Source organism: Microbacterium sp. OVT16B, from assembly GCF_019969705.1.
Lineage (GTDB): Bacteria > Actinomycetota > Actinomycetes > Actinomycetales > Microbacteriaceae > Microbacterium > Microbacterium natoriense.
On the sequence record NZ_JAHXZA010000001.1, the window covers coordinates 3824970 to 3840557 of the forward strand.

Genomic DNA, 15588 nt, shown 5'->3' on the forward strand with positions numbered 1-15588 from the left:
CCCCCGCGGGCTCAGCGGGAGCCGAGCGATCCGCGGGCGACCCCGAGCTCGTCGAGCCGCGCCTGGGCCTGCGCACGCTTGAGCTCCAGCGATTCGCCGATCTCCGAGGCCAGACGCGGACGGGTGCGGACCAGTTCGTCGACGACGTCCAGCGGCAGCACGACGACGGTGAGGATCTCCCCGGCGACGGTGACCGCCTGCGTGCGCTCCCGGGTGAGGGCCGTCTGCCCGATCAGCTCGCCCTTCTCCGCGGTTCCGACGTCGATCCGTCCGCCCTCCGCCTCGACGGCGATGGCGGCGCGCCCCGACACGACGACGCGCACCTCGTCGGGCACGACCCCGCTGGGCAGCACGACCTCTCCCACTCCGTAGCGCTCGAGCCGGGCCGACGACATCAGCGGCTCCGTGTCCTCCTCCCGCAGGTGCAGGGTCGGGGCGATCACGGTCAGCGCGTGCGCGAGCATGTGCGGCTCAGCGAGCGGATCCGTCGAGTCGCCGTCGAGAGCGAAGCCCCTTCTCCGCGCCGCGTACCAGAGCCAGGAGAGGTACATCGACAGCGCCACGGAGGCGTCGGCGGGGCCGGCGACCGGGATCGTCACCGCGTAGGCGCCTGAGCCCGAGTACAGCACGGACGCGCGTTCCCCCGGCGAGCGCATCGGGAGCCCGTCGGCGACGTCGAGCAGCAGCGCCATCACCTCGTGCGGAGGGTCGTCGGTCGAGAATGTCACCGACGCGTCCGCCGAGTACGGGCCCGCCGGCATGCTCATGTTCGTGAACGACGCCCCCGAGAGCGTCGCGTTCGTCACGATCTGGATGCCGGATCCGGTGTCGATGTGCACGGCACGCCAGTTGACCTCGACGACCCGCCCCTGCACGCCTTCGGCGTTCAGCCAGTCGCCGATCTTGAAGGGCTGCTCGAACAGGAGGAGCAGTCCGGAGATGACCCCTCCGACGGCGTTCTGCAGCGCGAGGCCGATCACGATCGATCCCACACCGAGCGCGGTGAACAGACCGCCGACATCGGCCTCCCACACCCAGGAGAAGAGCAGAGCGAGGCCGATCACCACGAGGGTCAGCCGCGCGATCTCCACGAAGATCGAGGGGATGCGCTCGCGCCAGGAGCCCGGCTTCGCGTTGGCGAACAGCGCGACGTTGAACGCCGACAGCACGAGCAGGATGAGGAGGAAGCCGAAGACCGTCGCGACCACGCGGACCCACACCTGATCGGCGGGCGACTGGATCGCGAACGCGAGGAGGGCGAACAGCGCTCCCGACGGGATCACCCAGTTGCGCAGCATCCGCAGCGGGCGCGCGATCGGGTTGCCTCGTCGGCTGAGCGCTCCGATCGCCTCGGTGAGCGCCACGAACGCCACCGGAACGCCGATCGCGAGGGCGATCACCCACCAGCCCCAGCCGTCCTGGAACGCCTCGGTCATGTCAGGCGACCTTCCAGACCGTCTCGGTCCTGCCGTCGGACTCCACCGTGCCCGCCTGGACGTACGTGATGATCTCGCTCGTGCGGTCGCGCACGGCCTGGCTCACGTAGATGCCGGGCTCTCCTGTGACGGAGCGCACGCGGTATGCGAGGTTCACGGCATCCCCCCACAGGTCGTAGGCGAGGCTCGTGCGCGCGACGAGGCCGCTGGTCACCGTTCCGCTGTCGACGCCGGCGCGCAGCGCGAGCTGTGCGCCGTTCTGCGCGTTGAAGCGCTCGATCACGCCGACCAGGCCGCGCGCGAACTCGACCGATCGGCGGATGTTGTCGACCCGCGGCACCACCAGCCCCGATGACGCGAGGTAGCCGCCGCGCAGGGTGCGCACCTTCTCGACCCCGGCCTTCTCCGCGGCCTCGTCGAAGCCGCGCATGAGCGAGTTCAGCAGTCCGATCTCCTCCTCGCCGCTGAGGTCGCGGGCCAGCTCGTCGAAGCCGACGAGCTCGGCGAACACCACCGAGACGTTCTCGTGCGCCTCCGTGATCGCCTCGTCTCCCTGCTTGTATCGAGTCGCGACGCTCTCGGGCATCAGCGTGTGCAGCAGCTTCTCGTTCTCCTTCTGCTGCTCGTCGATGAGGTCCTGTTTGATGCGCAGGCTCGACGCCATGTCGTTGAACGCGCTGCCGAGGTCGCCGAACTCGTCTCGCGACCCGTGCGGGACCTGCACGTCGAGATCGCCCTCGGCGACCCTGTGCACCGCACCGACGAGCCGGTGGATCGGCCGGGTGAAGACCTGCGCCAGCACCAGGGACAGCACGGACACGGCCAGGAGGATGCCGAGCAGCGACAGCAGCACCGTGCGGGTGAAGTCCGCGACGGGCGCGAACGCCTCCGACGTGTCGATCCGCGCGATGATCACCCAGTCGAGCCCCTCGATGTCGAGCGGCGCATAGGCGGTGACGCTCTCACCGCCGATGTAGTCGCGCCCCTCGATCGTGCCGCTCCTGCCCGCCTGCGCTTCGGCGACGGCCTTCGTGTTGACCGGCTGCAGCAGGACGGTGCCGCCGACGTCGACGATCCGCTCGGCGGTGTCCTTGGCGATGCCCACGCTCACGAGGCGGTCGGCATAGGTGTCCGGATGCTCGACGAGGATGCGCGAGGTGCTGCGCATGAGGTCGTCCCGGCCGACGAGGTACACCTCGCCGGTGTCGCCGAGCCCCTGGCCCTTCCACCCCTCGCCGCCGGTCATGACGTCGTTGATGCGGCTCAGCGGCACCTGGAAGGCGATCGCTCCCGTGATGCGGCTGTCGTTGCCGACCGGGGACACCACCCAGATCGCAGGAACGTCCATCGAGGGAATCCATCGCTCGAAGTCGGTCATGCCGACCGAGTCGACCGAGTTCGTCGCGATGACCTCCCGATAGGTCTCGGCGAACGACGTGTCGCGGTACGGCCCCGTGTTCACGTTCGTCCCCAGATCGACGCCCTTGTACGCCGAGAAGACGACGTCACCGTCGAGGTTCAGGAGCAGCGCGTCCTCATAGCCCGCCTGCTGGATGAGGCGGGTGAAGTAGTCGCCGTACCGATCAGCGGCGGCGGCGTAGGTCGAGCCGTCACCGCTGTCGTTGTCGGTGAGGAGGGCGTCGTAGTCGGCGTCGAAGTCCTGGTTCTTCACGGTGTACTGCAGCTGCAGGTACCGACCGGCGTTGGACTGCGGGATGAACGCCTCCGAGCCGAACTCGTCGTCGGATCGCGCCTCCAGCTCGGGGATGAAGGTGTCGGCGTAGTACGTCTCGAGCTGCTCCTGCTGCTCCTCGGTGATCTCCCGCTGCTGCAGATCGTCGAACGCGGCGTTCAGCTGGGTCGACAGCGTCTGCGCGCTGAGGTTGCGCGAGTGCAGCGAGGCGTCGAGTCGCATCGTGTGGACCGCGTCGGTGAGCTCGGCCGCGCGCATCGAGCGGATGGTGATGAGCTGGTCGACGGATGCCGCGTGCAGCGACTGCCTTCCGTTGATGAAGCCGATGGCGCCCACGACGACCGAGGCGACGAGGCTCACGCCGAGCAGCATGATGAGGAGCTTCGACTGGATGCTGAGACCCGGCCTGCGGAGTCTGCGCCTCCCTCGTGCCGGCTCGTCGACTCCGTGTCCACTCTCGGTCATGTGTCCTCCGCCACGCGCATCAGGTCCGGCATCCCCTCATGAACCTAGCGATATGCCGATATCGCGTCCAGGGGGAGCCTGACTCCGGGCGTCACGGAGGGGTCGCCGAACACCGCTGCGGGGCAGGAACACCCCGACCGGGTCTCAGAGCGCCGTGTCGACCCCGACGCCGTGCTGCGTGCGGAACCAGCGCTCAGCGGCATCCGCGTCGCCCAGGAGCATCGCGTTGCGCATCTCCTCGAAGCACTCGGCACGCATGGCGGCGGAACCCTCCTGCTGGCGGACGTGGCGGAGGTTGCGCGCCACGAGCAGGTTGGTCTCCGACATCATCCTGATGAAGACGGGGTTCCCCGACTTCGCCACCAGGAAGCCGATGAACGCCTGCGACTCGGCCATCAGCGCGTCGGAGTCGTCGGCCCTGGATGCCGCGATCATGCGGTCGAGGAAAGACACGGCCTCGACCAGCTCGTCGGCGCTCATCCGCCGCATCGCGAACTGGAGCGCGGTGCTCGCCTGCATCCCGATGTGCTCGAGAGTGCTGAGCACGTCGTCGTCGGTGACCTGGGTCACCCTGGTGTACCGGCTCGGCGACACCTCGACGAGCCCGACCCACGTGAGACGCTGCAGCGCCTCCCGCACGGGCGTGCGGGAGATGCCCAGAGCTGCGGCCACTTCCTTGTCGTTGACCTTCTCGCCCGGCTCGAGCACTCCGTCGACGATCGCGGACCCCACGAGGTCGAAGATCTGATCCGCCAGTGCCATGCCCTCGACGGTGAACGGCCCCAACCGCGCGTCGAGTGACAGATTCGTATCCGTCATCTTGCTTTCCCAGCTCCTTCATCGGCGCCCACGGTCCCCTCGCGGCGCGCCGTCGATGATACGCCGCCCAGCTTGGGGCCACCTGGCAGCCGCGCGCTACAGTGTCGATCGGAGGACCGATGACAACCTGGTGGCCCTACGCACGACTCGCAGCGGCAGCGCTCGCCCTCGCCGCGATCATCGGGCAGCTCGCGCTGAGTCTGAGCAACGCGATGAACGCGACGACCGAGTGGGGCGGGCATCTGCCGACCGTCGCCGCGAACTTCCTCAGCTTCTTCACGATCGAGTCGAACCTGTTGGCCGCGATCGTGCTCGCGATTGGCGGAGTGTGGGCGCTCCGGCAGCGGGATGCCTCTGCCGCCGAACCGCACTGGTTCGCGGTGCTGCTCGTCTGCGTGAGCACCTACATGATCGTCACCGGCATCGTCTACAACCTGCTGCTGCGCAACGTCCAGCTGCCGCAGGGCGTGACCCTGCCGTGGTCGAACGAGGTGCTGCACGTCGTGATCCCCCTCTTCCTGCTCGCGGATGTGCTCTTCGCCCCGCGGCGCAGGGCCCTGGGCTGGGGCGCCGTGCTGATCACCGCGATCTTCCCGATCGTGTGGGCGGTGTACACGCTGCTCCGCGCGAACCTCATCGTCGCGCCGGCCACCGGCGACCCGTGGTGGTACCCGTACCCGTTCCTCGATCCGCACCTGCACGACGGCGGGTACGGCACCGTGGCGCTCTACATCGTCGGCATCGCGGTCGCCATCATCGGCGTCGCGGTGTTCGTGGTGTGGGTCGGCCGGCGCCGCGGCATCCGCCCGAACTGAATCGGCGCTCGCACCGAAGCTGAATCCCGGTATATTTGCTGGAGCATGCGCCGGCAGGGAGTGGCCGGCGCAGCGCACAGGGCCACAGGCTCGCGATGAAGGGATCGGTCGGAGATGCACCAGGGGCAGGAGGGGCCCGATCCCGACGTCGCCGCGCCCGCAGGCGCCAGCAGGAAGGACAGCCGCCACGCGGCCGAGTCGACCGCTGCTCTGCCCGCGGCAGGCGCGGTCGCGCGCGCACACGCCACCGTCGCCGGCTGGTCGCGGGGCAGGCGAACCCTTGCGATCGTCTCCGCCGTCGGCGGCGTCGGCCTGATCTCGGTCGGCCTGCTCACCTCGGGTGGCGGCGACCTGTCGGCCCTCGCGAACATCCCGGTGACCACCTACGCCGATCGCGCCGAGACCGCGCAGGACACGAAGGTCCCGGTCGGCGAGTTCGGCTCGATCGACAGACCGGATGCCGGTGAGAAGACCGTCGACGACGACCACGCCGGCGACGACAAGGACAGCGGGAAGAAGACGGATGCACCGACGTCCGACGCCCCCGGCGCCGAGGCCGGACCCGGGACTCCCGGCGGAACGACCCCGGGCGGGACGAACCCCGGGACAGATCCGGGGACCACGCCGACAGACCCCGGCACCACTCCGACGAACCCGGGGACGAACCCGGGCACGCCGACCAACCCGGGCACGCCGACCAACCCGGGCACCCCGACCACACCGACCACACCGACCAACCCGGGCACGCCGACCACGCCCCCGGCTCCCAAGGCGCTCGCCTTCGCGGGACTGGAGAAGCGCTACCTCGACGTGCTCGGCCTCCCGCTTCTCGGCAGCTATGTGCTGACCGTCACGGGCCAGCCTGGCGCCTCAGTCTCCGTCAAGTACGGATCGTCCAACGCTGGCACAGTGAAGTTGGATGCCAATGGCCGGGGCTCCCTCGTGCTCGGCCGGACGCTCATCGACCTCGGCCTCTCCAACCCCACGATCCGCGTCTCGTACTCCGACGGCACGGCGGGCGCGGCCATCGAAGCACCCCGCGACTCGATCTGATCAGGAGCCGGATGCCGCGGCATCCGTCATGGGGACTTCTCTCCGGGACCATCCGGAGGAGACCCGGTTACGCTGGTGCGGGGGATCGTCGTCGTGTCCCCGTGCGATCGAGGAGACACTGATGAACGAGCCGTACGCGCCCGGCCCCGCCACGGGTTCCACCCCGCCCCCGCCGCCCGCTCCACCGGCTCCGCCCGCACCGGCGATGCACACCGCACCGCCGGCTCCTCCCGCCCCTCCTGCCCCCGCGACGCGGGCCGAGGCCGCATCGAACGCCCCTGCCGCGCCTCCGGCTCAGGGCCCCTCCGCCGACGACCTCGCCCGTGCCGGGCGCGTGCTCGAGGTCGTCTCCGACGCGTACTCGGCCAAGATGGTCGGCCAGGAGCGTCTGCGCATGAGCCTGCTGATCTCGCTCATCGCCGGCGGCCACATCCTGCTCGAGAGCGTCCCGGGCCTCGCCAAGACCACCGCCGCGAGCACCCTCGCCGACACCGTCAAGGCGCGGTTCAAGCGCATCCAGTGCACCCCCGACCTGCTGCCCAGCGACATCACGGGCAACCAGATCTACGACGCGGCCACCGGGTCCTTCCGCACGGTGCTCGGTCCCGTGCACGCGAACTTCGTGCTGCTCGACGAGATCAACCGCTCCAGCGCGAAGACCCAGAGCGCCATGCTCGAGGCCATGCAGGAGCACCAGACCACCATCGGCGGGGAGGTGCACCACCTGCCGAAGCCGTTCCTCGTGATCGCCACGCAGAACCCCATCGAGCAGGAGGGCACGTACGAGCTCCCAGAGGCGCAGATGGACCGCTTCCTGCTGAAGGAGATCGTCGAGTACCCGAGCCCCGCCGAGGAGTTCGAGATCCTCGGCCGCATCGACTCGGGCGTGCTCGACCCCGACCGGCACGTCGAGAGCGCCGTGAGCCTCGACGATGTGCGGCTGCTGCAGGACGTCGCCTCGCGCATCTACGTCGACCCCGCCATCCGCAACTACATCGTGTCGCTGTCGTACGTGACGCGGAACCCCGCGCCGTACATCGGCGAGGAGCGCGCGCGGTACATCAAGTACGGCGCGAGCCCGCGCGCGAGCATCGCCTTCCTGCAGGCGTCGCGAGCGCTCGCCCTCCTCAACGGCCGCGCGCACGTGCTGCCGGAGGACATCAGGGCGCTGCGCCACCTCGTGCTGCGCCACCGCGTGCTGCTGACGTTCGAGGCCGACGCCGAGGGCATCCGCAGCGAGGAGATCATCGACCAGATCTTCGCCGCCGTGCCCACCCCCTGAGAGCCCGCATGCCCAGCCTGATCACCCAGGTGAAGAGCAAGCTCTTCATCCACTCGTCGCGCAAGTCGCTGCACGCGCTCGACGGCGCCTACGCGTCGCTGCTGCACGGCCGCAGCCTCGACTTCGAGGACCTGCGCAAGTACGAGTACGGCGATCAGGTGCGCGACATCGACTGGCGCGCCACGGCCCGGCAGGGGACTCCGCTGGTCAAGCGGCACAGGGCGCAGCGCATGCACACCATCCTGTTCGCCGTCGACACCGGCCGCTCGATGGGCGCCCTCGCGCACGACGAGCGGTCGAAGAAGGAGCTCGCGATCCTCGCCGCCGGTGTCCTCGGCGTGCTGGCGCTGCGCCACGGCGACGACTTCACGACCGTGTACGGCGACGCCGCCGGCATCCGCCGCCTCGCTCCCGGTCGCAGCGAGGGCGCCCTGGAGCACGCGCTGCGCACGATCGACTCGGCGATCGACTCCAGCAGCGCCCCCAGCGACCGCGACGCCCTGCTGTCGTTCATCACGCGCACGATCTCGCGCCGCATGATCGTCGTGATCGTCACCGATGAGGCGCCCGTCACCGAGGACACGGAGCGGATGCTGCGCCGCCTCCGCGTGCAGCACGACGTGCTGTGGCTGACGGTGCGCGACGCCGAGGTCGTGCTCGACCACGCGACGCGCACCGTGCGCAGCGACGTCGACACGATGTGGGACGTGCCCGACTTCGTGCAGGGAGACGCCGAGATCGTGCGCGAGCTCACGGCGCAGACCGAGGCGGATGCCGCGCGCCTCGCCGAGACCCTGAAGGGTCTGGAGATCAGCCACTCCGTTCTCGACGGCCAGGACGACGCCGTGACGCAGCTCCTGCAGCTGCTCAACCGGAGGTCCCATGCCCGGCTCTGACGAGCTCTACCCTCCGTTCCAGTACTCCGGCTGGTGGCTTCTGCTCGCCTTCGGCATCCTGGCGGTGCTCATCCTGGCCGCGTGGCTGCTCATCGTGCTGACCCGAACGCGCCGCGGGGTCGCCCAGCCGGATGCCGCGCACCCCGGTCCGCTCACCGTCGACGTGCTCTCGCAGCTGCGCATCGAGTACCTCGACCGGATCCAGCTCGTCGAGGCCGACTACCGCGCAGGGAAGCTCTCCGCCCGCAATGCGAACCTCGAGCTGAGCCGGGTCGTGCGCACCTTCGTGAACGAGTACAGCGGACTGGAGGCCCCCGTGCTCGCTCTGGACGACCTCGTCGCCCGCGGCGTGCACCCGGCGCTGATCGACGCCATGGGGCGCCACTACTACCCCAGCATCTTCCGCCCCGGTCCCGCGATCGATCCGGTCGCCGGCGCCGAAGCCGCCAGAACGGTGGTGCGCTCATGGCACTAGCGAACGGGTGGATGATCCTCATCGCCGCCGGGGTCGTGCTCGCCGCCGTCACGATCGGGCTGCTGCTCGGCCTGCGGGCGCGCGCCCGCACCGCGGCAGGAGAGCGGGCGCGCATCGCCCGCGCAGAGCGGCTGAGGTCGCTGCCCACGTTCCGTTCCGCCCTCCGTCGGCGGGTGCTCGGGCTCTCCGGCATCCTGATCCTCGGCGCGGTCGCGACGCTCGCCGCCGGCGCCGTCGCGGCGAGGCCGATGTCGTCGCAGACGATCCAGCCCGTGAACACGAGCCGCGACATCATGCTGTGCCTCGACGTGTCCGGGTCCATGAGCGAGGTCGACGTCGAGGTCCTCTCCGTCTTCGAGGAGCTGCTCGACGGCTTCAAGGGCGAGCGCATCGGACTCACGATCTTCAACAGCTCCCCGGTGCAGGTCTTCCCGCTCACCGACGACTACGCGTTCATCCGGGAGCACCTGCGGAGCATCCGCGAGAGCTTCGACTACGCCGACGAGATCCCCGAGCACTGGGTCGGCACCCTCAACGGCGACGGCGCCTCGCTCATCGGAGACGGCCTCGCCGCGTGCGCCATGGGCTTCGACCACCCCGACGACGAGCGCTCGCGCTCCGTCATCCTCGCCACGGACAACGAGATCAACGGCGCCTCGATCGTGACCCTCGACGAGGCGGCCGCATACGCCGGCTCGAACGGCGTGCGGGTGTTCGCCCTCAATCCGGTCGAGGGCAAGGACGCCGACGTGAGCGCCCAGCTCGCGCGGGCCGCCGAGAGCACCGGCGGCCAGGCATACGGCCTGCGCGACACCACCACGGTCGGCGACATCATCACCCAGGTGCAGAAGCAGGAGGCGACCGCGCTCAAGGGGCAGGCCAGGGTCGTCTGGACCGACACCCCGAACCTGTGGATCGTCGTGCTCATGATCCTGACGCTCGCCTTCGTCGTCGTGGTCTGGAGGGTGCGACTGTGATCTTCCAGCCCGTCCTCAACGTCTTCCTGCTGCTGCTCTTCTTCGCGCCTGCGGTCGCGCTCGTCATCTGGGTGCTGACCCGGCGGAGCGAGGAGACCCGCGCCCCGCGCTGGCTGTGGGTCATGCGGCTGGTGATGCTGCTCGCGTGCTTCGCGATGCTGCTGCGCCCCGGCATCCCCGGGGGCTCGACGCAGACCCTCGCGACCGACACCGACATCGTGCTCGTCGTCGACACCACCGCGAGCATCGTCGCGGAGGACTGGGACGGCGGTGAGCCGCGCCTCGACGGCGTGCGCGCCGACATCCAGGCGATCGTCGCGGAGTACCCCGGCGCGCGCTTCGCGCTCATCACCTTCGACGCGGCCGCCGATCTGAGGATGCCGCTCACCACCGACACCACGGCGCTGATCTCCTCGCTCGACGTGCTGCGCCCCGAGGTCACCAGCCAGTCGCGCGGCAGCTCGGTCGGGATCGCGAACCGGATGCTCGACGACACGCTCTCGCAGGCAGCGAAGTCGTCTCCCGACCGCTCTCGCATGGTGTTCTACTTCGGCGACGGCGAGCAGACCGACGGCGGGACCCCCGAGTCGTTCGCCAGCAGCGCGAAGCGGACGGATGCCGGCGCGGTCTTCGGCTACGGCACCGAGGAGGGCGGGCCCATGCGCCTCACCACCGGCGGGGTCGACCCCTCGGCCGACGGCGGGTACATCCAGTACCAGGGCGAGGACGCGACGTCGGTGATCGACGAGAAGAACCTCACGACGATCGCGGAGCAGCTGGGCGTGCCGTACGAGCACAGGACGGCGGACTCCGCACCGACGCTGCCCGCGGCTCCGTCGACGACCACGAGCTACGCGGCCTCGGGCGAGACGGGGAACGTCACCGAGCTCTACTGGATCGCCGCGCTCGTCATGATGGCGCTGCTCGCCGTCGAGCTCGCGCGCGCCACCATGCTCGTCGCCCGACTCCGGCTGCTGAGAGCGCCGGGGGCTCCCCGGTCGCCGAGCGAGCGCAGCGGGACGACGCGCCCCGACCAGAGCACGGGCGGTGAGTCATGACCGATGCACAGGCGGCGGCATCCGCTCTCCTCGCGGCCAACCGGCGGCGCCGACTCGTCCGCCGGTGGGTCGCTGTCGGCGCCCTTCCCCTGGTTCTCGTCGCGCTGCTCTTCGTGGGAAAGCTGCTGAGCATGTACGCCTTCGCCCACCAGGCGATCAGCTCGTACGTCGTCGACGACTACGCCGGCTCCGAGGCATCGGCCCGCAACCAGGAGTTCCTGAACTGGTTCGAGCCGTACAAGGCGCCCTTCAACGTCGGCACGGCGCTCGCGGGGGCAGAGAAGCTCCCCGAGGCCCGCGCGAAGCTGGAGGAGTCGCTGGCCCTCGCGCACGGCCTCGAGGTGTGCACCGTGAGGATCAACCTGGCTCTCGTCATCGAGCGCCAGGGAGACGCGGCACGCGAGGGCGGCGACGGCGCGGCCGCTGCCGAGTTCTACGGCGAGGCGCTGACCGTGACCGCGGAGACGCCGGCGGAGTGCGACAGCGAGGATGCGCAGAAGCAGTCGTCCGACCCTGACCGCGACATGAAGAAGACGACGGACGACCTCGAGGACCGCCTGAAGCAGAAGCAGCAGGAGCAGCAACAGCAACAAGAGCAGGAGCAGCAGCCGAAGCCGGAGGAGCAGCCCCAGAAGCCGCAGCCCTCGGAGGACAAGCTCGACGACCTCAAGGAGAAGCTGGAGCAGGGCACGCAGGAGCGCGACCAGCAGCAGAACGGCGATGAGCCCGGCGGCTCCGGGACGGACAGGCCATGGTGATGGACCGGGAGAAGCAGCGCCAGCGCTACATCGCCGGCACGGAGGGCGCCCCTCCCGTACCGCCGCCCGGCGGGTACCGCGGGGCACGGCGTCAGCAGGGCCCCGCGGTCGCCCCTGGCGCGCCGTATCCGGCCGTCCCTCCGGCATCCCCCGCGGGGGCGACCGCTCCTGGTGAGGAGAAGAGACCGGCCTCGGCGTTCGGCTGGGTCACGCTCGGCGTCGCCGCCCTGTTCGCGGTGATCCTGCTCGGCACCTTCCTCGCCGGGGCGACGGACGCCCTCTACGGCATCACCATGATCGCGCTGCAGCTCGCCGTCCTCGGCGTCGTGATCGCCTCCCTGTTCTCGGCACGCGCGCGGATGCTGGGCGGCATCGCCCTGATCATCACCCTCTTCTTCAACGTCGCCACCGTCGGGGGGATCAGCGCCCTGCGGACCTCGGCTGCCGGCACCTACGACGGCGTGAAGAGCGACGCGCAGAAGCACGAGGAGGCGTACCCGGGCATCAAGGGCACCGACCCGCAGGATTCTCTGAACCAGCAGTCCCTCGAAGAGGTGCGCGCCTCGGCGGACAGCCTGTTCACCGACATCCGCACGGCTCTGACGGAGGAGTTCGGCTACGAGTGGGTGCAGGTCGGAGACGAGGACATCCGCCCGGAGCGCAACGGCTACGGCGGCGAGTCGATGCTCAGCGAGTACACGACCGCGAGCTGGGCGACCACCGAGCCGATCCAGGACTACGACCGCAAGACGGCCGTGATGGGCGTGATCCAGAACGTCGTGATCCAGCACGGGATGTACGGCCTCTACGCGTTCAACGACCCCTCGACATCGAGCATCGACCCGTCGATGATGGCGAAGCTGTACGGCAGCGACGACCCGCGCACCCAGCACACCTGGGAGTCGTACTCCGAGAACTACCCGGAGCCCCTGCGCTTCTACGCCGACATCTACGACCTGTCGAACGATCAGGACGGCAGCTTCCTCACCACGCGGCAGGCGCAGAACGCCCGCACCGGCGAACCGCTCGAAGGGCTGCAGCTGACGGTCATCGCGAGCGGCGTGCTGAGCGACGCCGACCGCGACGCGTTCGTGAAGAAGCTCGAGGAGTACCCGGGGTTCCCCTGAGTCGGCCTCAGCCGGTTCAGCGGGAGAGGGTGAGGAGCATCCGAGCGAGGGCGTACCGGGTGCGGCCCCGCGGTGTCCTCGGGTCGTACCCCAGGACGTCGATCAGCGCCGTGAGCCGCTCCTGAACGCTCGAGTGATGCCGGCCGAGCCGGACCGATGCCGCACGGACGCTGCGCTCATCGGCGACGGCGTCCAGCAGTTCCAGGCTGCGAGCATCGAGGCAGGCGAGCGCTTCCGCATCCGGATGCGGCGGGGTGGAGTCCGCCGCCTCAGCCAGGAGCAGCGCCGCGCCCAGATCGGCGGCGTCGACCACCGGGTCTGCCTCGCTGGTCAGGCGCACGGCGATGAGCGCCGCCGACCACGACGTCGGCAGAGTCGACGCAGCGCCCGTGGTCAGCCCGATCCCGAGGCGCGGGGCCATACGATCGCGCCACGCCTCCATCGGCTCGATGCCGGAGTGCAGAATCGTCGCCCTGGTCAGGCCATGCCTGGTGGCCACGACGGCTGACGGATGCTGTGGCAGTGGCGCCGGATCCGGCGGAGAGGCGACCACCCGCAGCGGGGCCTCTCCCAGGCGGAGACGCGACACGGCTCCCGCGCGCTCCTCGTCGCCCGCGTAAGAGCTGATCGCCAGCTCGACAGCGCTCTCCTGTCCGATCGTCCGCCGCGCTCGGATGATTCCGAGTGCGAGGACGAGCCGTTCGAGGATCATCGCGTCGTTCGAGTGCGGCTCTCCCTCGCGCTCGATCCACGCCACGGCATCCGGTCCGCTCTTCCGCGTCGGCCACGGCTCGCCGAGCCCGTCAGGGTCGATGCGCACCCCGTCCGCACGCACACGCACGGTCTGATGGCCGTCGCGGTGGCCGACGGTCGCGCCGCTGAGCACCGCCGCGCCGCGCAGCATGCTCTCGACACCCACCGAACGCGCGACGAGTGCATCGAAGTAGGAGACGACCTTGAGGGTCTCGCTCGCATCCGGATCGAGGGCGGTGAGCCGCCCCAGCAGGTCTTGCATGTCGGGCTCCATCGCGCGGGGATTCCACCCTACGCCGGTCACGACGACCGACGCAGGGTGATGATCACGCTCCCAGCAGGCGGTTCATCCAGTTGTCGCGAGCCGCGAGCATGGCCTGAGCCACGGCGCTCTGGGGGGCGAAGGCCTCGAAGGCGTGGAATCCGCCGGCCCAGACGTGGAGCTCGGCCTGCACACCCGCCTCCCACAGTCGGGTGGCGTAGGCGACGTCCTCGTCACGGAACACCTCGGCGCTGCCGCAGTCGATGAAGGCGGGCGGGAGCCCTGCGAGATCGGCCGCCCGCGCCGGAGCGGCGTAGATCGACACCTCGGCCGTGCCCTTGCGATCACCGAGCAGCGCCGTCCATCCCAGGACGTTCGATCCGCGATCCCAGAGGCCCACGCCGTCGATCTGCCGCGTCGAGACGGTCTCATCGCGGTCGTCGAGCATGGGATAGAGGAGCATCTGGCCGAGCAGCGCAGGGCCGCGGCGGTCCCGCGCCAGAAGCGCCGCACCCGCCGCGAGTCCACCGCCCGCGCTGCCCCCGGCGATGACGATCCGGCGCGGATCGATGCCGAGCTCGTCGGCATGCTCCGCGGTCCAGCGGAGGCCCGCGTAGCAGTCCTCGACGGGGTACGGATCGGGGAACTCCGGTGCGAGCCGGTACTCGACGGTGACGATGACACCGTTGAAGCGCTCTGCCCAGTCGAGGAACCCGTCGACTCCGAGCCAGCGGTTGCCGATGATCATCCCGCCGCCGTGCGTGTGGAAGATGCCGGGGCCGACACCGGTGCGCCCCTGCTTCTGCACGACGCTCACGACGATCTCATCGCCGCCGTGCCCCGCTATGGTGACGTCGCGCGAGACGAAACCTCGCGAAGCGAGAAGGTCGGCCATCAGGTCCTCGCCGCTGACGATGGACTCGCGCATGAACGGGATCATCTCGAGGGTGAGCGTCGTCGGGATCTCTCCCCCCGCGAGCAGCAGCGCCGCCTCGAGCTCGGGGTCGAACGGCGGTCGCGCGATCGTGTCGGTCATGTGAACTCCTTCGTCCTCACTCGCCACCTCGGCGGTGTTCAGCCAGAATCCTGCCCATCCTCGCCACGCGGAACCCGCCAACCGGGGCGGATCCGCAGGGCTCTCACCGCCGTCTGGCGGATGCACGCCCCTCCAGGAGCCGAGCGGCTCAGACCGGGTCGGCGTCCGACAGGTCCTCGACCGCGGTCGCGGTCGTCCCCTCGAAGCGCACCCCGATGCCGAACGGGTCGGCCATCTCCAGGCTCGACTCGGCGAAACGCAGCATCCAGGATCCATCGCCCCAGATCACCGCCTCAGGCGCGTCGAACGGCGGCTCCGCGGCGTCCAGCTTCACGAGCTCGGAGGGTTCGAGGGCGAACTGCGGCTCACGAAGCCGTTCGAGCAGGTAGTCGGCGGCGATCTCGACGTACCCCTCCCAGCCCGAGCACACGGTCGCCGCACGCTCGCGCACCGCGGCATCCGGCGCGGCCGCGGGCTCGATGACGATGCTCACCGACCAGGACCTGCTCCCGTCGACATCGCTCGTCGACGTCCAGCACGCGATCGAATCGTCGGAGTCGACACGCGAGAACTCTGCGCCGCCGATGACGACGCTCTGGGGAAGATCATCCATGAGCCCAGTCAAACATGCACGTCGCCTGGCGCGCAGACGCCCGATCCGACGGCATCCACCCGCCCGCCGA

At 70.0% G+C, this 15588-nt stretch carries 15 protein-coding genes; 9 read left to right on the forward strand and 6 right to left on the reverse strand.

Going from position 1 to position 15588, the window contains the following annotated elements:
• Positions 1-11: 11 nt before the first annotated feature.
• The 3 genes from LC438_RS17940 to LC438_RS17950 form a co-directional block, all read right to left on the reverse strand.
• Entirely contained in the window at positions 12-1436 is a 1425-nt protein-coding gene (locus LC438_RS17940) for a mechanosensitive ion channel domain-containing protein (protein ID WP_223587400.1), read from the reverse strand.
• Between the two features lies 1 nt (position 1437).
• Entirely contained in the window at positions 1438-3594 is a 2157-nt protein-coding gene (locus tag LC438_RS17945) for an adenylate/guanylate cyclase domain-containing protein (RefSeq protein ID WP_223587401.1), read from the reverse strand.
• 144 nt (positions 3595-3738) lie between these two features.
• Positions 3739-4413 (reverse strand): GntR family transcriptional regulator, encoded by a 675-nt coding sequence (locus LC438_RS17950; protein WP_105675820.1) that lies wholly within the window; start codon positions 4411-4413, stop codon positions 3739-3741.
• Between the two features lie 119 nt (positions 4414-4532).
• Here LC438_RS17950 and LC438_RS17955 point away from each other — a divergent pair, with 119 nt between their 5' ends.
• From LC438_RS17955 to LC438_RS17995, 9 genes are all read left to right on the forward strand, one after another.
• The gene (locus tag LC438_RS17955) at positions 4533-5228 is read left to right on the forward strand and encodes a Pr6Pr family membrane protein (RefSeq protein WP_223587402.1); all 696 of its coding nucleotides are present in this window, start codon (positions 4533-4535) and stop codon (positions 5226-5228) included.
• Between the two features lie 114 nt (positions 5229-5342).
• Complete coding sequence (locus LC438_RS17960) at positions 5343-6281, forward strand: hypothetical protein (RefSeq protein ID WP_223587403.1); 939 nt, start codon at positions 5343-5345, stop codon at positions 6279-6281.
• Positions 6282-6402: 121 nt separating this feature from the next.
• Positions 6403-7563 carry a MoxR family ATPase gene (locus LC438_RS17965; RefSeq protein WP_223587404.1) on the forward strand — a complete coding sequence of 387 codons (1161 nt, stop codon included), beginning with the start codon at positions 6403-6405 and terminating at the stop codon, positions 7561-7563.
• An 8-nt stretch (positions 7564-7571) separates the two neighbouring features.
• Entirely contained in the window at positions 7572-8459 is an 888-nt protein-coding gene (locus LC438_RS17970; protein ID WP_223587405.1) for a DUF58 domain-containing protein, read from the forward strand.
• Positions 8446-8934, forward strand: coding sequence for a hypothetical protein (locus LC438_RS17975; protein WP_223587406.1), 489 nt, complete (start codon positions 8446-8448; stop codon positions 8932-8934). Before LC438_RS17970 ends, LC438_RS17975 begins: the two co-directional genes overlap by 14 nt.
• Entirely contained in the window at positions 8925-9911 is a 987-nt protein-coding gene (locus LC438_RS17980) for a VWA domain-containing protein (RefSeq protein WP_223587407.1), read from the forward strand. Before LC438_RS17975 ends, LC438_RS17980 begins: the two co-directional genes overlap by 10 nt.
• Positions 9908-10969, forward strand: coding sequence for a VWA domain-containing protein (locus LC438_RS17985; protein ID WP_223587408.1), 1062 nt, complete (start codon positions 9908-9910; stop codon positions 10967-10969). The genes LC438_RS17980 and LC438_RS17985 overlap by 4 nt, the downstream gene beginning before the upstream one ends.
• Entirely contained in the window at positions 10966-11727 is a 762-nt protein-coding gene (locus tag LC438_RS17990) for a hypothetical protein (protein ID WP_223587409.1), read from the forward strand. Before LC438_RS17985 ends, LC438_RS17990 begins: the two co-directional genes overlap by 4 nt.
• Positions 11721-12854 carry a CbtA family protein gene (locus tag LC438_RS17995; protein ID WP_223587410.1) on the forward strand — a complete coding sequence of 378 codons (1134 nt, stop codon included), beginning with the start codon at positions 11721-11723 and terminating at the stop codon, positions 12852-12854. Before LC438_RS17990 ends, LC438_RS17995 begins: the two co-directional genes overlap by 7 nt.
• A gap of 16 nt (positions 12855-12870) precedes the next feature.
• Here LC438_RS17995 and LC438_RS18000 read toward each other — a convergent pair whose 3' ends face one another.
• The 3 genes from LC438_RS18000 to LC438_RS18010 all read right to left on the reverse strand — a co-directional run bounded on the left by LC438_RS18000 (position 12871) and on the right by LC438_RS18010 (position 15518).
• Positions 12871-13869, reverse strand: a complete 999-nt coding sequence (locus LC438_RS18000) for a helix-turn-helix domain-containing protein (protein WP_223587411.1) — start codon at positions 13867-13869, stop codon at positions 12871-12873.
• Positions 13870-13933: 64 nt separating this feature from the next.
• Complete coding sequence (locus LC438_RS18005) at positions 13934-14905, reverse strand: alpha/beta hydrolase (RefSeq protein WP_223587412.1); 972 nt, start codon at positions 14903-14905, stop codon at positions 13934-13936.
• 148 nt (positions 14906-15053) lie between these two features.
• Positions 15054-15518 (reverse strand): hypothetical protein, encoded by a 465-nt coding sequence (locus LC438_RS18010; RefSeq protein ID WP_223587413.1) that lies wholly within the window; start codon positions 15516-15518, stop codon positions 15054-15056.
• Positions 15519-15588 lie beyond the last annotated feature (70 nt).